This window comes from Streptomyces sp. NPDC050528, from assembly GCF_044457795.1.
Taxonomy (GTDB): Bacteria; Actinomycetota; Actinomycetes; order Streptomycetales; family Streptomycetaceae; genus Streptomyces.
The window spans coordinates 35,572-58,577 of record NZ_JBITHH010000010.1 but is presented as its reverse complement, the minus strand read 5'-3'; the positions used below and the strand labels follow the sequence as shown (position 1 = coordinate 58,577).

The 23,006-nt window shown below is 70.4% G+C and carries 22 protein-coding genes and 2 tRNA genes; 17 read left to right on the top strand and 7 right to left on the bottom strand.

The window, feature by feature from the left end; genetic code table 11:
- Positions 1–99 precede the first annotated feature (99 nt).
- The 7 genes from ACIBK4_RS31655 (at position 100) to ACIBK4_RS31625 (ending at position 6,764) form a co-directional block, all read left to right on the top strand.
- The gene (locus tag ACIBK4_RS31655; protein WP_399000193.1) at positions 100–1,113 is read left to right on the top strand and encodes a phosphatase PAP2 family protein; all 1,014 of its coding nucleotides are present in this window, start codon (positions 100–102) and stop codon (positions 1,111–1,113) included.
- Positions 1,064–2,239: a hypothetical protein gene (locus tag ACIBK4_RS31650; RefSeq protein WP_399000766.1), complete on the top strand. Its 1,176-nt coding sequence runs from the start codon at positions 1,064–1,066 to the stop codon at positions 2,237–2,239. The genes ACIBK4_RS31655 and ACIBK4_RS31650 overlap by 50 nt, the downstream gene beginning before the upstream one ends.
- On the top strand, positions 2,230–3,828 hold the full coding sequence (locus tag ACIBK4_RS31645) for a hypothetical protein (protein WP_399000191.1): 1,599 nt from the start codon (positions 2,230–2,232) through the stop codon (positions 3,826–3,828). The genes ACIBK4_RS31650 and ACIBK4_RS31645 overlap by 10 nt, the downstream gene beginning before the upstream one ends.
- Positions 3,825–5,165, top strand: coding sequence for an AAA domain-containing protein (locus ACIBK4_RS31640; RefSeq protein ID WP_399000189.1), 1,341 nt, complete (start codon positions 3,825–3,827; stop codon positions 5,163–5,165). The genes ACIBK4_RS31645 and ACIBK4_RS31640 overlap by 4 nt, the downstream gene beginning before the upstream one ends.
- 320 nt (positions 5,166–5,485) lie before the next feature.
- Positions 5,486–5,857, top strand: a complete 372-nt coding sequence (locus ACIBK4_RS31635; protein WP_399000186.1) for a hypothetical protein — start codon at positions 5,486–5,488, stop codon at positions 5,855–5,857.
- Between the two features lie 228 nt (positions 5,858–6,085).
- A complete protein-coding gene (locus tag ACIBK4_RS31630) occupies positions 6,086–6,700 on the top strand; it encodes a bifunctional DNA primase/polymerase (RefSeq protein ID WP_399000184.1) in 615 nt (204 codons plus the stop codon).
- A tRNA-Lys gene (locus ACIBK4_RS31625) sits at positions 6,691–6,764 on the top strand. The genes ACIBK4_RS31630 and ACIBK4_RS31625 overlap by 10 nt, the downstream gene beginning before the upstream one ends.
- 57 nt (positions 6,765–6,821) lie before the next feature.
- Here ACIBK4_RS31625 and ACIBK4_RS31620 read toward each other — a convergent pair.
- Positions 6,822–8,150 carry a M6 family metalloprotease domain-containing protein gene (locus tag ACIBK4_RS31620; RefSeq protein ID WP_399000182.1) on the bottom strand — a complete coding sequence of 443 codons (1,329 nt, stop codon included), beginning with the start codon at positions 8,148–8,150 and terminating at the stop codon, positions 6,822–6,824.
- A 376-nt stretch (positions 8,151–8,526) separates the two neighbouring features.
- Between ACIBK4_RS31620 and ACIBK4_RS31615 the strand changes: the two genes are divergently transcribed.
- The gene (locus tag ACIBK4_RS31615; RefSeq protein WP_399000180.1) at positions 8,527–10,419 is read left to right on the top strand and encodes a putative bifunctional diguanylate cyclase/phosphodiesterase; all 1,893 of its coding nucleotides are present in this window, start codon (positions 8,527–8,529) and stop codon (positions 10,417–10,419) included.
- Here ACIBK4_RS31615 and ACIBK4_RS31610 read toward each other — a convergent pair.
- Positions 10,407–11,528 (bottom strand): LLM class flavin-dependent oxidoreductase, encoded by a 1,122-nt coding sequence (locus ACIBK4_RS31610; RefSeq protein ID WP_399000178.1) that lies wholly within the window; start codon positions 11,526–11,528, stop codon positions 10,407–10,409. The genes ACIBK4_RS31615 and ACIBK4_RS31610 overlap by 13 nt on opposite strands.
- Positions 11,529–11,571: 43 nt before the next feature.
- Positions 11,572–13,023, bottom strand: coding sequence for a DHA2 family efflux MFS transporter permease subunit (locus ACIBK4_RS31605; RefSeq protein WP_399000176.1), 1,452 nt, complete (start codon positions 13,021–13,023; stop codon positions 11,572–11,574).
- A 71-nt stretch (positions 13,024–13,094) separates the two neighbouring features.
- On the opposite strand from ACIBK4_RS31605, the gene ACIBK4_RS31600 reads away from it, so the two are divergent.
- Positions 13,095–13,514 (top strand): MarR family transcriptional regulator, encoded by a 420-nt coding sequence (locus tag ACIBK4_RS31600; protein WP_399000174.1) that lies wholly within the window; start codon positions 13,095–13,097, stop codon positions 13,512–13,514.
- Positions 13,515–13,531: 17 nt separating this feature from the next.
- On the opposite strand, the gene ACIBK4_RS31595 is transcribed toward ACIBK4_RS31600, so the two are convergent.
- Positions 13,532–14,266 (bottom strand): aspartate/glutamate racemase family protein, encoded by a 735-nt coding sequence (locus tag ACIBK4_RS31595; protein WP_399000172.1) that lies wholly within the window; start codon positions 14,264–14,266, stop codon positions 13,532–13,534.
- Positions 14,263–15,048: an aspartate/glutamate racemase family protein gene (locus ACIBK4_RS31590; RefSeq protein ID WP_318016523.1), complete on the bottom strand. Its 786-nt coding sequence runs from the start codon at positions 15,046–15,048 to the stop codon at positions 14,263–14,265. The genes ACIBK4_RS31595 and ACIBK4_RS31590 overlap by 4 nt, the downstream gene beginning before the upstream one ends.
- A 169-nt stretch (positions 15,049–15,217) precedes the next feature.
- Between ACIBK4_RS31590 and ACIBK4_RS31585 the strand changes: the two genes are divergently transcribed.
- Together ACIBK4_RS31585 and ACIBK4_RS31580 are read left to right on the top strand one after the other, a co-directional pair.
- The gene (locus ACIBK4_RS31585) at positions 15,218–16,180 is read left to right on the top strand and encodes a D-2-hydroxyacid dehydrogenase (protein ID WP_399000169.1); all 963 of its coding nucleotides are present in this window, start codon (positions 15,218–15,220) and stop codon (positions 16,178–16,180) included.
- Positions 16,181–16,202: 22 nt separating this feature from the next.
- Entirely contained in the window at positions 16,203–17,606 is a 1,404-nt protein-coding gene (locus tag ACIBK4_RS31580; protein ID WP_399000167.1) for an amidase, read from the top strand.
- On the opposite strand, the gene ACIBK4_RS31575 is transcribed toward ACIBK4_RS31580, so the two are convergent.
- Positions 17,587–18,081 carry a DUF3830 family protein gene (locus ACIBK4_RS31575; RefSeq protein ID WP_019056630.1) on the bottom strand — a complete coding sequence of 165 codons (495 nt, stop codon included), beginning with the start codon at positions 18,079–18,081 and terminating at the stop codon, positions 17,587–17,589. The genes ACIBK4_RS31580 and ACIBK4_RS31575 overlap by 20 nt on opposite strands.
- 47 nt (positions 18,082–18,128) lie before the next feature.
- Between ACIBK4_RS31575 and ehuB the strand changes: the two genes are divergently transcribed.
- The 6 genes from ehuB (at position 18,129) to ACIBK4_RS31545 (ending at position 22,372) form a co-directional block, all read left to right on the top strand.
- Positions 18,129–19,046 carry an ectoine/hydroxyectoine ABC transporter substrate-binding protein EhuB gene (gene ehuB, locus ACIBK4_RS31570; RefSeq protein ID WP_399000165.1) on the top strand — a complete coding sequence of 306 codons (918 nt, stop codon included), beginning with the start codon at positions 18,129–18,131 and terminating at the stop codon, positions 19,044–19,046.
- A complete protein-coding gene (ehuC, locus tag ACIBK4_RS31565; protein ID WP_399000163.1) occupies positions 19,043–19,759 on the top strand; it encodes an ectoine/hydroxyectoine ABC transporter permease subunit EhuC in 717 nt (238 codons plus the stop codon). Before ehuB ends, ehuC begins: the two co-directional genes overlap by 4 nt.
- Positions 19,759–20,409: an ectoine/hydroxyectoine ABC transporter permease subunit EhuD gene (gene ehuD, locus ACIBK4_RS31560; protein ID WP_399000161.1), complete on the top strand. Its 651-nt coding sequence runs from the start codon at positions 19,759–19,761 to the stop codon at positions 20,407–20,409. Before ehuC ends, ehuD begins: the two co-directional genes overlap by 1 nt.
- A complete protein-coding gene (gene ehuA / locus ACIBK4_RS31555) occupies positions 20,399–21,196 on the top strand; it encodes an ectoine/hydroxyectoine ABC transporter ATP-binding protein EhuA (protein ID WP_399000159.1) in 798 nt (265 codons plus the stop codon). The genes ehuD and ehuA overlap by 11 nt, the downstream gene beginning before the upstream one ends.
- A 220-nt stretch (positions 21,197–21,416) precedes the next feature.
- On the top strand, positions 21,417–22,175 hold the full coding sequence (locus ACIBK4_RS31550; protein ID WP_399000157.1) for an IclR family transcriptional regulator: 759 nt from the start codon (positions 21,417–21,419) through the stop codon (positions 22,173–22,175).
- Between the two features lie 123 nt (positions 22,176–22,298).
- Positions 22,299–22,372: transfer RNA gene (locus ACIBK4_RS31545), tRNA-Lys, on the top strand.
- A 121-nt stretch (positions 22,373–22,493) separates the two neighbouring features.
- Here ACIBK4_RS31545 and ACIBK4_RS31540 read toward each other — a convergent pair.
- The gene (locus tag ACIBK4_RS31540; RefSeq protein WP_399000155.1) at positions 22,494–22,790 is read right to left on the bottom strand and encodes a hypothetical protein; all 297 of its coding nucleotides are present in this window, start codon (positions 22,788–22,790) and stop codon (positions 22,494–22,496) included.
- Between the last annotated feature and the right edge of the window lie 216 nt (positions 22,791–23,006).

The following is a 23,006-nucleotide window of genomic DNA, read 5'->3' as shown; positions in this document are numbered from 1 at the left end:
GAAACAGGGCGCGCACATACGCCGTAAAGTGTTCCGACCGGGCTACCGGGAAGCCGGACCACGGGCAGCGCACCAGTACAGAAGGGGGAGGGCGATCGGATGCCGCAGACCGAGACACCAGGCATCGAGGCGGACCGGCGAAGCCGGCTGCGCTGGTGGACCGAGCTGCCGCTGATCCTCATGGTGTACGCCTCGTACTCGGCGGGCCGACTGCTGGCCAGGGGTGACACGGCGAGCGCCGTGGACCACGGACTGGCGATCCTGCGGATCGAGAAGGTCCTGCACATCAACGCCGAGCACCCGCTCAACCGCCTGTTCACGCGCGAGGCGTGGCTCGGCATCCCGGCGGACTTCTGGTATGCGTCGCTGCACTACCTGATCACCCCCGCGATCCTGATCTGGCTGTTCAGGTCACGCGCGCAGGTCTACCGCGCGGCCCGCACCTGGCTGATGACGTCCACGTTCATCGGCCTGATCGGCTTCACCCTGCTCCCGACCTGCCCGCCCCGGCTGCTCTCCCCGGACTACGGCTTCGTGGACACCATGGCCAAGTACAGCTCGTACGGCTGGTGGGGCGGCGACGCGAGCGCGCCGCGCGGCCTGGGCGGCATGACGAACCAGTACGCGGCGATGCCGAGCCTGCACTGCGGGTGGGCGCTGTGGTGCGGTGTGATGCTGTGGCGTCACGGCGGGACCCGGCTGACCAAGGTCGTCGGGGTCGCCTATCCGCTGCTGACGGCGATCGTGGTCATGGGCACAGCGAACCACTATCTCCTCGACGCGGTCGCGGGTGTGTTCGTGATGGGGCTCGGGTATCTGCTGGCGCCGAAGGTGATGCAGGCCGCGGACCGGATCAGGGTGCGGTTCGAGGGGCGCGGCTCGCTCGTCGCGGCGCGGTCGCGCGACGCCGCCGCCGGCATCTCCCGTGATGCTTCTCGTGACGGCTCTCGTGATGCCTCTCGTGGCTCAGAAACCTCAATTGTCAGTGGCGGATGCCAGACTTCGGCGGGTGAGCGAATTCCACGGCAGCGCGAGTCACAGCTCGGTACCGGAGCCGAGCCGGGTGCCTCCCCCACGGACGCGGGGGACGGCGCTCCGGCAACGGCTCGCTGAGCTGCGCGGCCCGGACGTCCCGGCCAAGGCGCTGGACGCGCGCGCCCTCGCGGCCCTGGCCGCGAACCCGGGGTGCAAGCGGCGGGCGATCCTGGACGGCGCGGGGGTGAACAAGGCGGTGCTGGCCGACGCGCTCGGCTCGCCGTCGGCCTTCGGGCAGTCCCAGTTCGCCTTCATGCGGGGCAACGCGTTCGAGGCCCGGGTCAAGGCGGACGGCGGCGCGGAGCTGCTGCGCCTGGTGCACGAGAAGCTGGACCCGGGCGCCGAGCCGCCGACCCGCGCGCAGGTGCCCAGGCTGGACGCGATCGGCCCCGAGGGGCGCGCGGCGCGTACGGCGCTGGCGCTGCGCGAGGCCACCGAGGCCGCCGCCTGGACTCTGCTCGACCATCCGATGCTGGCCCTGGACGTGGCGGGTTCGCCCGCGTTCCTGGAGCCGGACGCGGTGGTCGTGCACCCGGACGGGAGTTGGACGGTCGTCGAGATCAAGTCCTTCCCGATGCTGGACGGTTCGGCGGACCCGGCGAAGGTCGGTGCGGCGGCCCGCCAGTCGGCGGTGTACGTGCTGGCGCTGGAAGAGGTCGCGGCCAAGCTGGACCCCGCTCCCCGGGTCCGCCACCGCATCCTCCTGGTCTGCCCGAAGGACTTCTCGAACCTGCCCACCGTGTCCGCCGTCGACGTCCGCAAGCAACGCGCGGTCACCGGCCGCCAGTTGGCCCGCCTCACCCGCATCGAGGACATCGCCGACACCCTCCCCGAGGGCACCTGCTTCGCCCCCGACCGCCCATCCGCCGAGCTGACCGCCGCGGTCGAGTCGGTCCCGGCGGCCTACGCCCCCGAGTGCCTGGCCGCCTGCGAGCTGGCCTTCCACTGCCGCGACCACTCCCGCACCTCCGGCGCCGTCACCACCCTCGGCCGCTCCCTCCGCGCCGAACTCGGCGACCTGACCACGGTCGACGAGGTCCTGGCGGCGGCCCACGGCGAGTCCGGCGACCCGGACGACCCGGCGGTGGCCGCCCTGCGCAGGGCGGCGGAGCTGCGGGCCGAGGCACTGGCGCACCACCCGGAGGAGCCGCAAGGCCGACAGGGAATCCTGGACGCCGAGCCGGAGGGCGCCGTATGTCACTGATCACCACCCTCGCCCGCCTCGAAGCCGTCAGTACCGGCCGCGCCCAACCCTCGGCCACCGTCCTGCACCGGCATCTGTCCGAGCGCCCCCTCGTCCTCGTGCCGCTCACCACCGCCGGTGAGGCGGGCGCGCCCCTCGGCGCGCTAGTCGGTACGGACCGGGACGCGCCGCGGCTGCTCGTCGTACCGCAACCACGCGACCGTGACCTCAGGTTCGCGTTTCTCGCCGAACTCGCGGACGTGGTCCTGCCGTACATCGACACGTTCGCGGACGACGTCGAGGCCGCCGAGCGGAACGAGACCGATCCGGAGACCGGCAAGCGGGTCAAGGTCGAGGTCGAACTGTGCGCGGACGCACCGCAGTTGATCGTGCCGAGCCGCGCGGGCATCGACCTCGTACGACTCCTGGGCCGTTCCATGCGCTTTCGCCGGACCGCCGAGCAGGACCCGGAGACCCCGCACCCCGCGCCACCCCACGTGCCGTTGCTCGGGCGCTGGCTGACGCACTACGGGGAGCGGGCCCGGGTGCCCGGTTCCGCGCTGCTGCTCGCGCTCACCGAGGTGCTGGGCCGGCACTGGGCCACCGGTCAATCCAGCCTGGAGGACCAGCACTTGGGCGCGCTGCTCGCCTGGATCGACCCGCCGGCCGGCGTCTCCGGCGCCGAGGCCGCGCTCGACGCGGAGCTACGGCGGGACGCGCGGGGCCAGTTGATGTGCCCGCCGGCCGGCCCGGCCACCGACCCGGCGTTCGACAACAAGCTGCTCGCCCCCGCCATCGAGCGCTACGACCGCGCCCGTACCGCCCTCGCCGCCGCCGAGGACGGCCTGGAGGCCGACGACCGGCTCGGTGAACTCACCGCCGCCGAGCGGGAGATCAGGTCCCTCGTCGAGAGCATCACCCGTCCGACCTGGGACGCGGTGTGGCACGGGCTCGACCTGTTGCGGGCGTTGCCGGAGGGCGCGCACGCCGTCGACCGGTGGACCCGGGACCGCTGGTCGTTCACCGGTCACCGGGACCGGATCGTCGCCGGTGAACCCCCGCAGCCGCGCCGCGACGACGCGGTCACCGCGGCCAACAAGCTCGCCACGCGCGAGCGCGAACAGGCCCGCCTGGACGCCCAGGAGGCCCTGGACGACCCGCTGGTGATGGCCGGGCGGCGGCTCGCCGGGGAGGCGTTCGCGGGCGAGGTCATCGATGTCGTCATGGCGTACAGCGAGGGCAAGAGCCCCCGCCCGCGCCCGCTGGTGACCGTCCGCACGGACGACCGGCCGCATCTCGGGGAGCGGGCGAAGGTGTTCCGCTCGCTCGGCGGGAAGCCGCAGTCGGCGGAGTTCGTGGGCCACGAGGAAGAGGGCGCCCTCATCGTGCTGCGGGTCGTCGACAAGATGGGACGCGGCAAGGAACCGGAGACCGGCTCGCTGCCGGAGAAGGGCGACCGGATCTGCTTCACGTTGTTCGAGCACGAGCAGCGGGGCGGCGCGAAGTTGCCCGACCAGGAGGAGACACCGTGGACGCACGGGGGTCCGCCGGGTGAGGAGAGCGCAGTGCAGGAGGCCGCCGACGCGGTGACCGAGGAGGACGTCCTGTGAGCGCCGAGACCGTGTTCGACCCCGGTGCCGAGGCCGGCCGCGCCACCGACGCGATCCTCCACGACACGCTCCACGGCACGGCTCGCGGTGTCGTCGTCGACTCCCCGCCGGGCGCCGGCAAATCCACGCTCGTCGTCCGCGCGGCACTCGAACTGGCCGACGCGGGGCGCCCGTTGATGGTGGTCGCACAGACCAACGCCCAGGTCGACGACCTCGTCGTACGGCTCGCCGAGAAGAACGGCGAGCTGCCGGTCGGCCGCCTCCACAGCAGTGACGCCGACCCGTACGACAAGGCGCTGGACGACCTGCCGAACGTACGGAAGTCGGCGAAGGCGGGCGAGCTCGCGGGCCTCCCGGTCGTCATCTCGACGGCGGCGAAGTGGGCGCACGTGAAGGTCGACGAGCCGTGGCGGCACGCGATCGTCGACGAGGCGTACCAGATGCGCTCGGACTCGCTGCTGGCCGTGGCCGGGCTGTTCGAGCGGGCGCTGTTCGTGGGCGACCCGGGGCAGTTGGACCCGTTCGCGATCGTGGGCGCGGAGCAGTGGGCGGGCCTGTCCTACGACCCCTCGGCCTCGGCAGTGACGACCCTGCTCGCCCACAACCCCGAACTCCCGCAGCACCGCCTGCCGGTGTCGTGGCGGCTCCCGGCATCGGCAGCGCCCCTCGTGTCGGACGCGTTCTACCCGTACACGCGCTTCCGCAGCGGCACGGACCACGGGGACCGGCGGCTCAACTTCGGTGTCCCGTCGGACGGTTCGGGCCCGGACCGGGTCATCGACGAGGCCGCCGAGTCGGGTTGGGGCCTGCTGGAACTTCCCGCCCGCCACACCCCTCGTACGGACCCGGAGGCGGTACGGGCGGTGGCGGCGGTCGTACGACGCCTGCTAGACCGGGGCGGCGCGGCCACGTCCGAACGCTCACCCGACCCCACTCCCCTGACCGCCGACCGCATCGCGGTGGGCACCGCGCACCGGGACCAGGCGGCGGCGGTCCGCGCGGCGCTCGCGGAGCTGGGCGTGACGGACGTGACCGTGGACACGGCGAACCGGCTCCAGGGACGGGAGTTCGACGTCACAGTGGTCCTCCACCCCCTCTCCGGCCGCCCCGACGCGACAGCGTTCCACTTGGAGACGGGCCGGTTGTGCGTGCTTGCCTCCCGGCACCGGCACGCGTGCATCGTGATCTGCCGAGCGGGCGTGACCGACCTCCTGGACGACCACCCGTCGACGGAGCCGGTACAGCTGGGGGTGACGGTGAAGTTTCCTGACGGGTGGGAGGCAAATCACGCGGTGCTGGCGCATCTCGCCGAACACCGGGTGGTCTGGAGACCGTGACCGGCACGCCGGTCCGCCGGACGGAGTCCGGAACGCCGCCGGAGGCGGCCGAAGGAAACAGCCCTGACGGGTGGGAGGCGAATCACGCGGTGCTCGCACATCTCGCGGAACACCGGGTGGTCTGGAGACCCTGACCTGCGGCTCCTTGAAGTCCGACCTGCGGCGTGATGAATACCGGGGCCGGCTGCTGGGCAGCCACTCATGCGGTGCGGGATCGGTGCCTCGGGAGTATGCCGGGGGCCCCTTGCGCCGCCGGGGGACAATGGACGGTGGTCCGGCTCGTGAGGCGGGTCATCCGTGACGTACGAGGAGGAGAAGACATGGCGGAGCACACGCCGCGTCGCAACGAATCGCGGCTACGCCCCGCGCCCCTGCTCTTCGAGCCCGCGCAGGCGGCCGAGGACCCGGAGCACTTCTTCGACTTGGAGTCGATAGACGACCCCCGCGCCCTGCTGGCCCGGGCGACGGAGCTGACCCACGCGTTCCGGGCCGCGACCGACCGTGCGGTGGAGTTCCAGGCGATCGCGGCGGCCCAGCTCGCCGATCCGCGCCGGTTCGACCGGCTGACGCCGGCGGACATCGCCGAGCTGGCCGCGTGGACCGAGGACTACGCGAAGAAGATGGTCGAGTTCGGGCGCGATCTGCTGCGCGGCACCGAGGGCCGGGACAGCGGGGCCGTCGACCCGGTGTGATCTCGGGCAGCTCGTATCTCGGGAAGCTCGTTGCTCGGGAAGCGCATTGCTCGGGAAGCGCATTGCTCGGGTCCCACCGCTCCCGCGCATCCCACCCCGTCCCACCCGTCACCAGAAAGAACTTCTGGCATATGCCGGTCGGGCAAGATACTCCCTCCCGCCCCCTCCTGTCCCGATTTCTGGCAACCCTCAGAGAGCGAGCGCTCACGCCCGGTAGATCTAGGGGACATGAGCCGCACACAGGATGAGCCCTTCGCCGACCGCTTCGACATCGCGGGCGTCACCTCGGACGGTGCCGCCTGGCTCGCCTCGGCAGGAACGTATCCGCGCAGCACCCTCGCCCTCTGGAAGGAACGGCCGGACGCCCCGGTCGTCCTGCCCTGCGGCTCCGCCTTCGACGTCGTGAACGCCCCGGCGGTCTTCGGCCGCCGTATGGTCGACCGCTTGTGGGAGGAGGGGCCCGGCTCCGGACCGGTGGCCACATACCGGGGACGGATGCTCCTGTTCGCCAGTCCCGGTACGGCCCAGCGGCTGCCGTCGCTGCTGGGCTGGGAGGAGTGGGGCACCGACCCCGGCGAGTGCGGTCGTACGGGGTCGGTTCCGCCATTGCTGTGTCACGGCAGGGGCGACGCGGTGACCGTCCCGGCGCTGGTCGGCGGGGCCGCGCAGCCCCCGTTCGACTCGCGCTGGCTGGTCGCTCCGGACACCCGTCGGCCTTGGCTTCCCGGGGCCGAAATCCTGCTCTGGGCGGCCGTGCGGGCGGCCCGGACCGCCGTACGCATATCGATTTTTCCTCCCCCGGATCAGGATGCTAAGGTCTACGACGTCAGCAGGCGCCGCTAGCTCAGTTGGTTAGAGCAGCTGACTCTTAATCAGCGGGTCCGGGGTTCGAGTCCCTGGCGGCGCACCTGTGAAGGGCCCCTCGTGAGAACGAGGGGCCCTTTGACGTGTCCGGCGTTCCGGATCAGTCCCCCGCCCCACTCGGCGTGATGGTCACCGTCCACGCCCCCGAAGCCGTCCGCCCCTCCACGTCGACCTTGACGTTGTCGCCGGGCACGGTGAAGCTCTCGCCGAGGGAGACCGGGGCGTCGGCGAGGGGCGGGTAGACGGAGGTCTCCCAGCAGGCCTCGGTGTGCGGGTGGGCGTCGACGACCTCGATCGGGCCGTTGCCGGAGGCGGCGCCGTCGCGCACCCGGTAGACGAGGATGCCCTGTTTGCAGGCCGTGCTGTCGTTGCCGACGGGGCTGCGCGCCTCGAAGGCCAGCGCGCTGTCGGTCCCGGTGCGGACGACCGCGAGCTTGGCGCCGAGGCCGAGTCCGAACGCCGGCGATCCGGCCGCGCTGCCGGCCGCGGCGGTGCCGGGTCCGGCGGCCACGGGTTCCAGGGTCAGCCGCTTCGGCGCGGTCCCCCGGACGCACACCACCTGGCGCGGATCCAGCCAGCCCAGCTTCCACTTGTGCCACGCGAACAGGTCGGGAGACAAGCCGAATTGGCTGCCCATCAGATCCCAGTCGCCGACGTACGTGTCCCAGTCGCCCTTGCCGTCCACCGGCCGGTGGTAGAGGTCGGGGAGGTCGAAGACATGGCCCGTCTCGTGGGCGAGGACCAGTCGGTCCGGCGGATGCTTCTCGAACACCGTGACAACCCGTCGGATGTCCGTGCCGTCGGCCCGCAGCGGGGTGTCCAGGTTGACGACCTTCGTCGCGTCCGAGTCGACACCGGGCGCGTCCGGATCGGCCACGAAGTAGACGATGTCGTAGCGCGAGAAGTCGACCTCGGGATCGGCGGCGGCGAGCGCGTCACGGAGGTACGCGGCGCGGTTCGCCGGGTTCCAGTCGCGCTGTATGGCGTACGACGTCGACGCGTGCGGCATGCGGATCCAGTTCCGCAGCGGGTGCGGGCGGAGCGTGAATCTGCCGTAGGAGGCGCGTTCGTAGAAGCGGGTGGTGGCCGGGAAGTGGTCGGCGGCGAGTTCGGCGGGGGTGGTCCGCGGGGTCGCGTCGGGGAAGGAGAGGAAGACCATCACCGCGTTGAGCGCGCGGGTGGGGCGCGGGTAGGCGGTGTTCCAGGTGTCCAGGCCCTCGGAGTGGTGGGCGTCGGTGCGCTTGAGGGCGCAGGGTGTGGTCGAGAACGGCTCGGCGACCGACTGGCTGGACATGATCGAGGTCGCGGCGAGCGCAGACATCGTGGTGAACACGGCCGCGGTGCCGCGCAGTCCGGGTCGCGTCCGCCACCGGGCGAGCCCCTTGAGCGCCGTACGGGAGAGCCCCTTGAGGGGGAGCTGACACGGCACGTTGGACCTCCGGGAGCGGGTTCACGGGACACCGACACCCAGCCTGTGATGGTTTGTTGGGGTACGCCCTGTTTATCTGCACCAGAAGGGTGAGAGGGACGCCCGGGACGGCTGAGACACGCCCGGGCGCACATCCGGAAACACTCACGGAACGTCACATGTGGTCGGCCATTTGAAGAATCCGTCCAGGTGCGGGCGGAAACGATCTGCCGGAATGGGCCGTTGTTCCGGGACACTGGACAGTGGCTGGAAGGGCCGGGGGCCAACCTCTATGATCGGCACACTTTCCTGCACGGACACGGCACGGCGGCCCCCCACCCGGTCGGCCATCCCGACGAGACCCATCCGAAGATCGAGTGCACTGCGGGAGCGAGCGGTGAGCGGAACGTCCGAAGGGCCGGCGCCCGCGGCAGACCTCATCCGGCCAGCCGTCACAGAGAGTAAGGGCGAGGCATCGCCTCGTACCGATGTCCCCGATTCCACCGGGTTCCCGGATTCTCACGAGTCCCATCAGTCCCCCGGGTCCCTGGAGTCCTTCGAAGGCGGCCGGTTCGGGTCCGCCTTCTCCGCGGCCCCGCTCGCGATGGCCGTCGTGGACCGCGACGGTCTGGTCGTCAGCGCCAACGACACGTTCGGCGCGCTGCTCGGCAAGCCCGGGGCCGCGCTGACCGGGCTGGTCGCGGCCGAGTTGATGGATCTGAAGTCGGACGCGCGGACCTGGCACGCCTATCGCGAGGTGCTGCGCGGCCGGCAGGCCAAGCTGAGCTGCACCCGCCGGGTCAAGCACCCCGACGGGCATGTGCTGTGGGTGCAGGTGACCGTGGCGCCGCTGCCCGCCGAGGAGCACGGTGTGCTGCTGTCGCTCACCGACATCAGCGCCCGCCGTGAACTCCAGGCGCGGCTACGGCACTTGGAGATGCACGACCCGGTGACCCGGCTGCCCAACCGCACCCTGTTCTTCGAGCGGCTCTCGGCCGCGCTGGAGGCGGAGTCGTACGAGCAGGGCGGTACCGGGCGGATCGGCCTGTGCTATCTGGACCTGGACGGCTTCAAGGCGGTCAACGACACCCTCGGACACCGCGTCGGCGACCGGCTGTTGGCGGCCGTGGCGGAGCGGTTGACGCGGTGTGCGGACGAGGCCGGTTACGCGCGGGCGAGTTCGCCGCTGGTGGCGCGGCTGGGCGGGGACGAGTTCGCGCTGCTCGTCGAGGACTCGACCGGGACCGATCAACTGGCCGAGCTCGCCGAGTCGGTGCTGAAGGCCTTGCAGGCGCCGTTCGATCTGTCCGGGCAGCGGCTGTCGTTGTCGGCGTCGATCGGGGTGGTCGAGCGACACGCGTCCGGTACGACGGCCACCGGGCTGATGCAGGCCGCCGACACGACGCTGTACTGGGCGAAGGCGGACGGCAAGTCCCGCTGGACGCTGTTCGATCCGGAGCGCAACGCGCACCGCATGACCCGCCAGGCACTGGCCTCCACGCTCCGTCCGGCCATCGAGCGGGGTGAATTCACCCTGGAATACCAGCCGTTGGTGGGGATGGAGAACGGACGGCTGCGCGGGGTCGAGGCGTTGGTGCGCTGGAACCACCCGCAGTTCGGCATGCTGACGCCGAATCGGTTCATCGGACTGGCCGAGGAGGACGGCTCGATCGTGCAGCTCGGCCGCTGGGTCCTGGTCACCGCCTGCCGCCAGGCCCGCCGTTGGCAGTTGGACCACCCGGACGAGCCGCCGATCTTCGTGAGCGTCAACGTGGCCGTACGCCAGGTGTGGGACTCGGATCTGGTCGCGGACGTGGCGGAGACCCTCGCCGAGACCGGACTCGCCCCGCATCTGCTCCAGTTGGAGCTGACCGAGTCCGCGGTGATGGGGTCGGCGGGGCGGCCGTTGCAGGCGCTCCAGGCGCTGAGCGACATGGGTGTGCACATCGCGATCGACGACTTCGGCACCGGCTACTCGAACCTGGCGTATCTGAGCCGACTGCCGGTCTCCGTCCTGAAGTTGGACGGTTCGTTCGTGCGCGGTTTCCAGTACGAGGGCGAGGGCGTCGCGCCGAACCCGGCGGACGAGGTCATCGTCGAGGCGATGATCCAACTCGCCCACCGGCTGGGCCTGTCGGTGACCGCCGAGTGCGTCGAGACCTCGGCACAGGCATCCCGGCTGCGCCGTATCGGCTGCGACACCGGACAGGGGTGGCTGTACTCCCGCCCGGTGGCGCCGGATCGTATCTCCGAGCTGCTGGGGACGAAGGCCTGCAATCAGGCTTCCTGACCCACCGTCAACCCGTAGGCGTCCGCGATCAGTTCGTACGAGCGCAGGCGCAGGTCGCCGTTGTGGGCGTGGGACGTGAGCATCAACTCGTCGGCGCCCGTGCGCTTCTGGAGGTCGTCGAGTCCGGAGCGGACCTCGTCCACCGTGCCGTGGATGACGTTGGCGTTCCAGGAGGTGATGAACTCCCGCTCCATGGGGCTGAATTCGTACGCCTCGGCCTCTTCGGGGGTGGGCACGAGGCCCGGGCGGCCGGTGCGCAGCCGGACCATGTTGAGGGCGGCGGCCAGCACCTGGCGGCGGGCGTCCTTCTCGTCGTCGGTGGCGAGGGCGGAGACACCGATCAGGGCGTACGGCGCGTCGAGCACCGCGCTCGGGCGGAAGGACTCGCGGTAGAGGTCGAGCGCCGGGATCGTGTTCTGCGCGGAGAAGTGGTGGGCGAAGGCGAACGGTAGCCCGAGCATGCCGGCGAGCCGGGCGCTGAAGCCGGAGGAGCCCAGCAGCCAGACCGGCGGGCGGTGCGGGGACTGGACGCCGCCGGGTGACGTCGACTGGATCGGGCCCGGGACCGCGTGGATGCGGGCGTAGGGGTGGCCGGAGGGGAAGTCGTCGTCCAAGAAGCGGGTGAGTTCGGCGAGTTGCTCGGGGAAGTCGTCGGCGCCTTCGTTGAGGCGGTCGGTGCGGCGCAGGGCTGCGGCGGTGGCGCCGTCGGTGCCGGGGGCGCGGCCGAGGCCCAGGTCGACGCGGTTCGGGGCGAGCGCCTCAAGGGTGCCGAACTGTTCCGCGATGACGAGCGGCGCGTGGTTCGGGAGCATGACGCCGCCCGAGCCGAGACGGATGCGGTCCGTGTGGGCGGCGAGGTGGGCCAGGATCACGGCGGGCGAGGAGGAGGCGACGCCCGGCATCGAGTGGTGCTCGGCGACCCAGTAGCGGTGGAAGCCGCGCGACTCGGCGAGCTTGGCGATCTTCACGCTGGTGCGCAGCGCCTCGGTGGCGGTGCGGCCGGCGCCCACGGTCACCAGGTCCAGTACGGAGAGGGGGACGGGGGCAGTGCCCTGTGCCGTACCCCTGATCTCGTCGGTCGTGCCCCGGACCTCGTCGTCTGCCGCCACGGTGGGTGCCTCCTGTTGTGAGCTGTGCGGTGTCCTTCCCGGGCTAACAGGAGGCTGTCTCCGCTTTATTCCCGGGGGTGGGTCCGTGTGTCGGCCGGCGGCGCGAGGGCAGCACGAGGACGCCGGCCGCGATCGCGAGCAGGGTCACCGGGAGCGCCATCGCCAGGTGAAGGCCGGCCAGCGGTGTGGAACCGACCGCCATCAGGGCCGCCGTAGCGGCTGCCCCGAGGACCGAACCCAGTTGCCGGACCGTGTTGTTGACACCCGAGGCCGCTCCGGCCAGCTGCGGCGGGACGTTGCGCATGGCCTCGGTGGAGAGCGGGGCGATCATGCAGCCGGTGCCGAGGCCCATGAGCATCAGGGGTGCGGTGAGGGTCAGGGCGTGGGTGTCCGGGGTCGTCAGGAGGATCGCCGCGGTGAGGCCCGTACCGAAGGAGAGGAGACCGGCGAGGAGGACGCGCCGCCCGCCGATCCGGTCACCGAGACGGCCCGCGTACGGCGAGACGAGCAGGGAGACGAGCGGGGAGGGCGCGAGCGCGAGGCCCGCGTGGATCGCGCTGAGGCCCAGTTGCTGCTGGAGGAAGAGGCCGAGCGGGAGGACCGCGCCGATCAGGGCGGCGCCGATCGTGCCCATCAGGACGGTCATGACGGTGAAGCCGCGGTCCGTGAACAGGGCGAAGGGGATGAGGGGTTCGGCGTCCTGGCGCTGGGCCTGGTGGCGGAGGAAGAGGGCACCGAGGCCCAGGGAGCAGGCGGCCAGGGTCCAGATCCCGGGGTTCCAGGAGTAGCGGTCGCCTTCCATCAGGGCGAAGGTGAGGCCGGTCAGGGCGGCGCCGGAGAGCAGGACGCCGGGGACGTCGAGGCGGTGGGCGCGGCCGGTGCGCAGGTCGGGTACCCAGCGGAAGGTGAGGGCCAGGACCAGCAGGCCGACGGGGATGTTGACGAAGAACACCCAGCGCCAGCCGACCGTGCTGACGATGAGCCCGCCGAGGGTGGGGCCGGAGAGGGTGGCCACGCCGGCGACCGAGCCCCAGATCCCGAGTGCGGTACCGCGCCGGGCGGCGGGGAAGGTGGCGACGATCAGCGCCATGGTCTGCGGGGTGAGCAGGGCCGCGCCGAGGCCTTGTACCACCCTGGCCGCGATGAGCGTCGTAGGCCCGGTGGCCAGGCCGCAGGCCGCGCTGGCCAGGGTGAACAGGGCGGTTCCGGCGGCGAACAGGGTGCGCTGGCCCTTCATGTCGCCGAGTCGGGCGGCGGTCACCAGGAGGGCGGCGAGGACAAGGGTGTAGCCGCTGACCATCCACATCACCTGGTCGAGGCCGGCGTGCAGGGAGCGCATCACGTCGGGGATCGCGATGTTGACGATCGTCATGTCGAGGAGGGTCATGAAGAACCCGAGGGAGAGCGTGGCCAGGACGGCCCAGGGGTTTCCGCGCAGCTTCGGCGCGCCTGCCTTCGCTGTGCCCGCCTTCGTCGTGCCTGTCATCCGTGTCATGACGAGAAACATATCCATCAGATCTAGATGCATCAAGATGAGATGCATCTCTTTCTGATATATATGGGTCCATGAACGTCGACGACCTGTTCCTGCTGGGTGTCCGCCTGCAGAAGATCGCGGAGTCCGCCATCCCCGCCGAGGGCATCGGCGACCACCCCACCAGCACCCGTACGGTGCTGATCGTCGCCGCCGACATCCGCGACCACCCCGGCACCACGGTCACCGAGGTCGCCCGGCGCACCGGCCTGGTGCAGAGCCAGGTCTCCAACTGCGTCTCCCGGCTGCGCTCCGCCGAAGCGCTCGTCACCGAGCCCGACCCGGCGGACGGCCGCCGCACCCTGCTCCGCCCCAGCCCCGAACCGTCCCCACGCATGAAGACGGTCCGCGAGGCGCCGATCGCCCCGGCCCTCGCGGCGGCCACCGACGCGCCCGAGGAGGTACTGGCTCTGCTGGAACGGCTGGAGAGGCTGTTGAAGCGGGCCGGCTGAGGGGCGTGGCGGGCAGGTCAGTCCGCCTGCACGATCGGCTCCCTCGTGAACAGCGCCCCCAGATCAGGCGCGTTGACCTTGCGGTCCGCCAGCCGCAAGGCCTCCCAGACGGTGACCTGGTTGGCCGTGAGGACCGGCTTGCCCAGTTCCTTCTCCAGGTCGGGGATGTGGGCCGCCGTGTGCAGGGCCGTGTCCGGGAGGAGGACCGCCTCGGCGTCCGGACCGTCCACCGCGCGGGCCAGGGCGAGGACCTCGTCGTAGCCCCAGGTGCCGACCTCGGCGGCGGTGATGATGCCGGAGGCGCGGACCGTGACCGGTTCCACTCCCCCGGCGCGCAGGAAGTCGGCGAAGAGGGCGGCCACGTCGTCCGGATACGTGGCCCCTACGGCCACCCGGCGCACCCCCAGTTCCTTCGCCGCGTGGACGAAGGCGAAGGACGTCGACGACGCGGGCAGGCCCGCGGACCGGGCGAGGGCGCGGATCTGGTCGTGGGCGCCCTCCCAGCCGTAGACGAAACTGCCGCTGGTGCAGGCCCAGACGACGGCCTCGGCGCCGGACATGCGGAGTTGTTCGACGCCTGCCGTGAGCCGCTCGGGGGAGCCCATCTTCAGGAGCGCGTCCACGCGGTGTGCGTCCTCGCCGATGTCCGTGTGGACCACGTCGAGGCGGACGTCGCTGCCGAGGAGCTGTTCCATGCGCGGGTAGTCGTCCTCGGCGGAGTGGCCCGGGTAGAGGAATCCGAGTGCGGTCATGACCAGCCTTCCTGGTGTTCTTCCGGCAGTACCGGCCCCTGGCGGCGCGCCGATTCGTCCAGCAGCGCCTGATAGGGGCCCACGGCACGCGTACCCAGTCGGCGCAGCGCTGCCCACATCGTGACCTGGTTGGCCGATACGACCGGTATGCGCAGTTCCGCCTCCAGTTGGGGGATCACGTCGTACGTCGGGAGGTTGGTGCAGCTGATGAAGAGCGCGTCGGCCTCGCCCTTGACGGCCTGGCGGGCCATGTCGACGACGTCGCGGTACGGCACCTTCCAGATGTGCCGGGTCAGGCCCATGAAGGCGCGGCCGGTGACCTCGACGCCAGCCTCGGCGAGGTACTCCTCCAGGGACTGGGTGACGGACACGGTGTAGGGGGTGACCAGGGCGATGCGGCGGGCGCCGAGTTCGGTGAGGGCGGCCAGCAGGGCGCCCGAGGTGGTCAGGGACGGGACCTCGCCGGCCCGGGTCATCGCCTCGCACATCGCGCGCTCCCCGGCGACCCCGCCGACGAAGCTGCCGGAGGTGCAGGCGTACGCGACGACCTCGGGGGCGACCGCGTTCAGCGTGCGGACCGCGTCGTGGAGCGTCTCGTGCTCGCTGACGAGCCGGGCCAGGTCGAGGCTCACCTCGACGGGCACGAACGGCGTCCGCGTGAGGTGCAGCGAGATGTCGTCGGGGACCCAGCGCCACAACTCGCGGTCCAGCGCGAAGTCGAAGGGGGCGACGACACCGACACCGCGCTGCGGGCGGGGTCCGCCCAGGAAGGAAACATGCATGGCTACACCGGCCTCACCAAGAGAAACGGGGTGACAACGGTCCGTGCGGGCGTCCGTGTTGACGAAGGTAGGTTCGAGTGCGAGCGTGGTCAATCCGTGCATGTCAGACGGCCGCGCTCGGTGCCCCCGCCGTGCCTCACGCTGTACCTCTCGCGAGAAACGGCTTCGCATGACCGCAACTCCCCCTGCCCTGCCCACCCTTCTCGTCCTGGACGCCGACCCGCTGCCCCGGCTCGGCAAGCTCACCGGCCGGGTGCGCGTCGAGCACGCCGACGAGTCGACCCTCGCTGAGCAACTGCCGTCCGCCGACGTCCTGTTGGTGTGGGACTTCGCCTCGCACGCGGTGCGCTCCGCCTGGCCGGGTGAGGGTCCCCGGCCGCGCTGGGTGCACACCGCCAGCGCGGGCGTGGACCACCTGATGTGCCCCGAACTCGCCGACTCCGACACGGTGGTGACGAACGCGCGGGGCGTCTTCGACCAGCCGATCGCCGAGTACGTCGCCGCCCTCGTCCTCGCGATGGCCAAGGATCTGCCCAGGACGCTGGACCTCCAGCGGCAGCAGATCTGGCGGCACCGCGAGGCGCAGCGCGTGGCCGGAACCCGCGCCTGCGTGGTCGGGTCCGGGCCCATCGGGCGGGCAATCGTCCGTACCCTCAAGGCACTTGGCGTGACGACCGCGCTCGTCGGCCGCACCCCGCGCACCGGCATCCACGGCCCCGGCGAACTCGACCGGCTGATGGCCCGCGCCGACTGGGTGATCTCGGCGGCCCCGCTCACCGACGACACCCGGGGCATGTTCGACGCCCGCCGCTTCGGCTGCATGCAGCCCTCGGCGCGCTTCATCAATGTGGGCCGGGGCCAACTCGTCGTAGAAAACGCGCTCGCCGAGGCGCTGACGAAGCACTGGATCGCGGGTGCCGCCCTCGACGTCTTCGAGGCCGAACCCCTCACCCCCGACAGCCCGTTGTGGCACGTCCCCGGGCTGATCATCTCCCCGCACATGAGCGGCGACACGGTCGGCTGGCGGGACGAACTCGGCACGCAGTTCGTCGCGGCGTACGAGAGATGGGAGGCGGGAAAGCCGCTGCCGAACGTGGTCGACAAGAAGCGTGGGTACGTACCGGGGCACTGAACTCCCCACTCTGGAGGGCCGGATGACGACCGAACTCACCGAGCTGACCGCCGTGGAACTCCTCGACGGCTACCGCAGAAGGGAGTTCAGTCCCGTCGACGCGACCCGCGCCACCCTCGAACGGGCCGAGGAGATCCAGCCCGCCGTGAACGCTTTCGTACGGCTCGACGCGGAAGGCGCGTTGGCGCGGGCCACCGAGTCCGCGGAACGCTGGCAGCGCGGGGAGCCGTCCGGACTCCTGGACGGGGTGCCGGTCACGGTCAAGGACATCCTGCTCCAGCGCGGCGCGCCGACCCTGCGCGGCTCCAAGACCATTGCCGAGCAGGGTAGTTGGGACGAGGACGCGCCCTCGGTGGCCAGACTCCGGGAACACGGCGCGGTGTTCATCGGCAAGACGACGACCCCGGAGTTCGGCTGGAAGGGCGTCACGGACTCCCCGCTCTCCGGGATCACGCGCAACCCGCACGACCCCTCGCGCACAGCGGGTGGCTCAAGTGGCGGGAGCGCGGCGGCCGTTGCCCTCGGCGCGGGGCCCTTGTCGCTCGGTACAGACGGCGGCGGCAGTGTCCGTATCCCCGCGTCCTTCTGCGGCATCTTCGGCCTGAAGCCGACGTACGGCAGGGTGCCGCTGTACCCGGCGAGCGCGTTCGGCACGCTGTCGCACGTCGGCCCGATGACCCGGGACGCGGCGGACGCGGCGCTGCTGCTGGACGTGATCGGGGTACCGGACGCCCGCGACTGGTCGGGCCTCGACCGCGCGCGGGGCTCCTTCACGGAGGCGCTCGCGGACGGCATACAGGGCCTGCGGATCGCGTACTCCCCGTCCCTCGGCGGCCAGGTCGCGGTGCGTCCGGCGGTCGCGGCGGCGGTACGGCGGGGCGTTGAGCGGCTGGCCTCCCTCGGTGCGTACGTCGAGGAGACCGACCCCGACTTCAGCGACCCGGTGGACGCCTTCCACACCCTGTGGTTCAGCGGCGCGGCCCGGGTGACCCAGAAACTCACCCCGCAGCAAAGGGAGTTGCTCGACCCGGGGCTACGGGAGATCTGCGCGACGGGAGCGGGCTTCTCCGCGCTGGACTATCTGGCGGCGGTGGACGCCCGTATGGAACTCGGCCGCAGGATGGGCCAGTTCCACGAGCGCTACGACCTCCTCGTGACGCCGACGCTCCCGATCACCGCGTTCGAGGCGGGAGTTGAGGTCCCGAAGGGCTCCGGGTACCGCCGCTGGACGGGCTGGACCCCCTTCACGTACCCCTTCAACCTCACCCAGCAGCCCGCCGCCACCGTCCCCGTGGGGAACGACGGCGACGGGCTGCCGATCGGGTTGCAGATCGTGGGCGCACGGCACCGGGACGATCTGGTGCTGCGGGCGGCGCACGCGCTGTTGGGCGCCGAGGATTCCGGGGTCAGGCCCTCCGGAAGCTGAGGCTCTCCCCCGCCGCCCCCGACCGCCACAGGTCGTTGCAGGCCTCCGCCATCTCCTCCAGGCCCTCGACCACCTGGCCCCAGACGATGCCGGGCACCCAGCCCACGTCACCGTTGAGGAGGAGGTTGTTGCGTTCGTAGAACAGGGCCAGGTCGACGACCGTCGTGCCGGCGCGGACCTCGCGGTCGTAGCCGTAGGCCTTCGTGCCGAGTTCCGTGCCGGCGAAGGCGAAATAGCAGAGATCGCCCGGTATGGGGGTGACTGTGGGGTTTTCCAGCGGGGGTTCCGTTTCTGCGAATGGCGGGAAAAGGGCGTAGATCTCGTTGCGGGCGTACTTGGCGTGGTAGACGTCGCCGATTAGCGGGAGTGCGTCCCAGATGGCCGCGCAGGTCAGCGGGGCGCGTTCCACCAGCAGTTTTGCCCGGCAGTGGACGTTCCGCTTTGCGAGTGAGACCTCGATGAAGTGATCCGTCATGTCTTCCAGGGTGCATAACCCGGGAGCGGTCGGGTAGCTGCGCGCCCATGGCTCCACCAATTGGGAACGACAGACACACATCCGGTCACACGCCGGGTCACACCCGTCGGGCACTGCTCGCCGGGGTGGCGGCGGCAGGTGCGCTGGGCGCGGCCGGCTGCAGCCGTGTGGCCACCGCGTCGACCACGAGCGGCGGTGATCTGCTCGACCGGCTGAAGGCGCAGGGCGTCGTACGGCTGGGGATCGCGGGTGAGATCCCGTTCGGTTACATCGACAAGCAAGGCCAACTGACCGGTGAGGCACCGGCGTTGGCGAAGGTCATCTTCCAGCGGCTCGGCGTCGACAACATCCAGCCCGTGCCCACCGAGTTCGGCTCGCTCATCCCGGGCCTGAACTCGCAGCAGTTCGACGTCGTGGCCGCCGGCATGTACGTGAACCCGGACCGCTGTCAGCAGGTCATCTTCGCCGACCCCGACTACCAGGTGCTCGACTCGTTCGTCGTCCGCAAGGGCAACCCGAAGGGGCTGCACACCTACAAGGACGTCGTCGCGAAGAAGGCGAAGTTCGCCACCGGCACCGGGTACGCGCAGATCCAGCACGCCGTCAGCGCCGGGTACAAGCAGAGCGACATCCTGATCGTCCCGGACCAGGTCGCGGGGCTGAATGCCGTAGAAGCAGGGCGAGTCGACGTCTTCGCCGGTACGGCGCTCACCACGCGCGCGGTCGTGAAGAACTCCGCCAAGGCCGAGTCGACCACGCCGTTCGCCCCGCTCGTCGACGGGAAACCGCGCATCGACGGGGGCGCCTTCGCGTTCCGGCCGACCGAGACGAAGCTGCGCGACGCCTTCAACGTCGAGCTGCACAAGCTCAAGAAGAGCGGGGAGTTGTACCGGATCCTGCGGCCCTTCGGGTTCAGCAAGGCCGAGATGACGAACCTCACCGCGAAGGAGCTCTGCAGCGGATGACGTCAGGCCTCTGGGAACTCGTCCTCAAGGGGATCTGGACCACCGTCCAACTCCTCGTCCTCAGCGCGCTGTTGGCGACCGTCGTGGCCTTCGTCGTCGGCATCGCCCGCACCCACCGGCTGTGGATCGTGCGCTTCCTCGCCGGTTTCTACACCGAGGTGTTCCGCGGCACCTCCGCCCTGGTCATGATCTTCTGGGTGTTCTTCGTGCTCCCGGTCGCCTTCGGCTGGCAGCTGGTCCCGCTGTGGGCGGGCACGCTCGCGTTGGGCCTGACCTACGGCGCGTACGGCACGGAGATCGTGCGCGGCGCCCTCAACGCGGTCGACCCGGCGCAGCAGGAGGGCGGGGTCGCGCTCAGCTTCACGCCCTGGCAGCGGATGCGGCTGATCCTGCTGCCGCAGGCGATACCCGAGATGATCCCGTCCTTCTGCAACCTGCTGATCGAACTGCTCAAGGGCACCGCCCTGGTGTCGGTCATGGGCATGGGCGACCTCACCTTCAGCGCCAACCTGGTGCGGCTCGCGCTCCAGCAGAGCGCTGAGATCTACACGTACATCCTGCTGATCTACTTCGTGATCGCGTTCACGCTCACCCGGCTGATGCGCGGGCTGGAGAAGAAGCTGAAGGCGGGGATCGGCAAGGAGGCCGGTACCGACCGGGCCGCGCGTGAACTGAAGCGTGCCCAGACCACAGGGATCGGAGCGCAGATCTGATGAAGTGGGACTGGAACGCCGTGAGCGAGTTCATGCCGTTCTTCTGGGACGGCCTGAAAGTCACCCTGCAGATCCTGGTCTTCGGATCGCTGATCTCGTTCGTCCTCGGGCTGGTGTGGGCGCTGCTGATGCGGACGCCGTCGCGCTGGGTGCGCTGGCCGGTCGGGGTCGTCACCGAGTTCGTCCGGGACACCCCGCTGCTGGTCCAACTGTTCTTCCTGTTCTACGTGTTGCCCGAGTGGGGCCTGACGTTCTCCGCGCTGACCACCGGTGTCTTCGCGATCGGGCTGCACTACTCGACGTACACGATGCAGGTCTACCGCGCTGGCATCGAGGCGGTGCCCGTCGGCCAGTGGGAGGCGGCGACCGCGCTGAACCTGCCGGTGCGCCGGACCTGGACGGCCGTGATCCTGCCGCAGGCGATCCGCCGGGTGGTCCCGGCGCTCGGCAACTACGTGATCGCGATGCTCAAGGACACCCCGATCCTCATGGTGATCACCGTGCTCGAACTGATGGGCCAGGCCCGGCTGTTCTCCCAGCAGCACTACCAGTTCACCGAGCCCATCACCGTGATCGGCGTGGCCTTCATCCTCATCTCCTATCCCGCCTCCCTGCTGATCCGAGCCCTGGAGCGACGCCTTGTCCGCTGACACACCCCTGACGACAGAGACCGACGCCAACGCCAACCCCCCGGTGGACGGCAGCGAGTTGATCCGCCTGGACCACGTCACCAAGCGCTTCGGGTCCAACACCGTGCTCGACGACCTCGACTTCTCCGTGGAGTCCGGCAAGCACGTCACCCTGATCGGTCCGTCCGGGTCGGGCAAGACCACGATCCTGCGGCTGCTGATGACCCTGACCAAGCCGGACGAGGGCACGATCACCGTCGACGGGGAGCAGCTCTTCCCCGCGCCCGAGAAGCAGGTCCGGGAGATCCGCAAGAAGATCGGGATGGTGTTCCAGCAGTTCAACCTCTTCCCGAACATGACCGTGCTGCGCAATGTCACCGAGGCGCCGGTCACCGTCCTGGGCCTGCCCAAGGAGGAAGCGGAGGCGCGCGCCCTGGAGTTGCTCGACCTGGTCGGCCTCGCCGACAAGGCCGGCGCCCGCCCGACCCAGCTCTCCGGCGGCCAGCAGCAGCGCGTCGCGATCGCGCGGGCGCTGGCGATGCGCCCGCAGGTGCTCCTGCTGGACGAGGTGACCTCGGCGCTCGACCCGGAGTTGGTCGCGGGCGTGCTCGACGTGCTGCGCGACATCGCCCGCACCACCGACATCACGATGCTCTGTGTGACCCACGAGATGAATTTCGCCCGTGACATTTCGGATCAAGTCCTGATGTTCGACTCCGGAAAGGTCATCGAATCGGGCCCGCCGGAGCGGATCTTCGGCGATCCGGAACAAGAACGGACCCGCGAATTTCTCGGCGCCATTCTTTGACAATTATTCAACTACGACCAGTGAGCAATCGAACACCCAAGGTCTACGCCACGTGGCATGCCAAAGGAATATGCCAAAAGGCTCGCACCGCAGTTGGGAGGGCATAGGCAAGGCCATATTCTCGCCAACACCCGCACCACATCGGCCGTTTGACAGCTATCGTGGAGAAGATTCGCTGTCCGGTATCACGGCCCAAAAAGCGAGCGCAGGGAGAAACACCGTGGCGCTGATGCACGAGCCGACCGCTCCCTACCAATCGGTACAGGACGCCCTGCGCATCCTGGAGACAGTCGCCGGGCACTCCACCGGTGTCACGGACACCGAACTCGCCCGCGTCACCGCCCTCGGCACCGAGCGCCTGACGATACTGCTGCGGACCCTGCGCCGCGAGGGCTACGTCGAGCAGCTCACCGACGGCGCGTACATCACCGGCGAGTCCCTGAGCCGGCTCGGCTCCGCGGCCGGCCGGGAACAGGCGGTGCGCGAGCAGATCCAGCGGACACTGGACCGGCTGCGCGACTCGCTGGGCGCGGCGGTCTACGTCAGCCGGTACGTCGACGGCGAGGTCACGATCACCCAGTACGCGGCCGGGCCCACCACCCCGGCGGTGAACGAGTGGGTCGACTTCCGCGTCTCCGCGCACGCGACGGCGCTCGGCAAGAGCCTGCTGGGCCAGCTCGACCACAACGGCCGGCGCGACCATCTCTCCCGCCACAAGATGGCCCGCCTCACCTCACGCACGATCACCAGCGACCGGCTCCTCCTCTCCCGCCTGGAGGCCCAGCCGCCGACCGTCCCCCACCTGGACCTCCAGGAGTACGCGGTGGGCACGGTCTGCGCGGCGGTCCCGATCACGGCCGGCGCCTCGGTGGGCTGCCTGGCCCTCTCCCTCCCGGTGGAACACGCCCACCGCCTGCGCCAGGCGGCGGACACACTGAACCGCGAGGCGGGCCCGGTCCTGCTCTCCCTGGCCATCTAGACGAAGACGCGGTATCGGGGAGCGCGGCCGCCCCGACCCTGGTCCGAAGCACCCCTCCGGACCAGGTAGTATTTTTCTTGTCGCCCTCCGCGAGACTCAGATCCAGCGGAAGGCGTAAGTCATGCGCCGCTAGCTCAGTTGGTTAGAGCAGCTGACTCTTAATCAGCGGGTCCGGGGTTCGAGTCCCTGGCGGCGCACAGTATGTGATCGAGGGCATCCTTCTTATTGGGAGGGTGCCCTTGGTCGTTTTCGGGGGTGGGTGCCGGCGAGGGGCCAACGGCGCCGGCGTCCGGCTGCGCGGTGGACGCGCTGATCCGGTCAGGCAGGTGGACAGGGATCGGCGCCGGTGACGGTGCCCGTCCACCAGTCCGGTTGATCGGACTCGCGCCAGAGGACCTCCAGCCGCCTGTGCGTGAGTTCTTCGGCCGCCTTGTGGCAGGCAGCCTGCGCGCTATCGGGCTCGGACGAGGGCGCGGGATCCTTGAGAGCGCCGTCGGCGACGCCCGACGGTTGGGTGAAGTAGATCGCGTACCGCCAGGCGTCGACGGTTCGGTAGAGCACGAGGGTCGTCGGGGTCCCCATGGTGCGCCAGTACGGCTGCCGCTTGCTTGCCATGGCCGCACGGTACTGGCACCGGGCGGGTCCACCACCACGGTCAAGCAGCTTGGGGCCCCATACCCTGGCGGATCGCCGGGGAAATAATCGATGGAATTCATAGATTTCGACTAATCACTTGCCCAGGCCACACAACTTAGACATACCGCATGTTCGACGCCCATTCGACGCCCATTCGACGTGCGTGTTGACCATGACGAACTTCATGGTTTGGGC

Excerpts from the sequence above, each read along its gene's own strand:
- ACIBK4_RS31635 (WP_399000186.1), top strand. The coding sequence starts at position 5,486 with ATGGCGGAGCACACGCCGCGTCGCAACGAATCGCGGCTACGCCCCGCG.
- ehuB (WP_399000165.1), top strand. The coding sequence starts at position 18,129 with ATGGCTCCACCAATTGGGAACGACAGACACACATCCGGTCACACGCCG.
- ACIBK4_RS31540 (WP_399000155.1), bottom strand. The coding sequence starts at position 22,790 with ATGGCAAGCAAGCGGCAGCCGTACTGGCGCACCATGGGGACCCCGACG.
- ACIBK4_RS31655 (WP_399000193.1), top strand. The coding sequence starts at position 100 with ATGCCGCAGACCGAGACACCAGGCATCGAGGCGGACCGGCGAAGCCGG.
- ehuC (WP_399000163.1), top strand. The coding sequence starts at position 19,043 with ATGACGTCAGGCCTCTGGGAACTCGTCCTCAAGGGGATCTGGACCACC.
- ACIBK4_RS31580 (WP_399000167.1), top strand. The coding sequence starts at position 16,203 with ATGACGACCGAACTCACCGAGCTGACCGCCGTGGAACTCCTCGACGGC.
- ACIBK4_RS31645 (WP_399000191.1), top strand. The coding sequence starts at position 2,230 with ATGTCACTGATCACCACCCTCGCCCGCCTCGAAGCCGTCAGTACCGGC.
- ACIBK4_RS31575 (WP_019056630.1), bottom strand. The coding sequence starts at position 18,081 with ATGACGGATCACTTCATCGAGGTCTCACTCGCAAAGCGGAACGTCCAC.
- ACIBK4_RS31600 (WP_399000174.1), top strand. The coding sequence starts at position 13,095 with ATGAACGTCGACGACCTGTTCCTGCTGGGTGTCCGCCTGCAGAAGATC.
- ehuD (WP_399000161.1), top strand. The coding sequence starts at position 19,759 with ATGAAGTGGGACTGGAACGCCGTGAGCGAGTTCATGCCGTTCTTCTGG.
- ACIBK4_RS31630 (WP_399000184.1), top strand. The coding sequence starts at position 6,086 with ATGAGCCGCACACAGGATGAGCCCTTCGCCGACCGCTTCGACATCGCG.
- ACIBK4_RS31585 (WP_399000169.1), top strand. The coding sequence starts at position 15,218 with ATGACCGCAACTCCCCCTGCCCTGCCCACCCTTCTCGTCCTGGACGCC.
- ACIBK4_RS31590 (WP_318016523.1), bottom strand. The coding sequence starts at position 15,048 with ATGCATGTTTCCTTCCTGGGCGGACCCCGCCCGCAGCGCGGTGTCGGT.
- ACIBK4_RS31595 (WP_399000172.1), bottom strand. The coding sequence starts at position 14,266 with ATGACCGCACTCGGATTCCTCTACCCGGGCCACTCCGCCGAGGACGAC.
- ACIBK4_RS31605 (WP_399000176.1), bottom strand. The coding sequence starts at position 13,023 with ATGACACGGATGACAGGCACGACGAAGGCGGGCACAGCGAAGGCAGGC.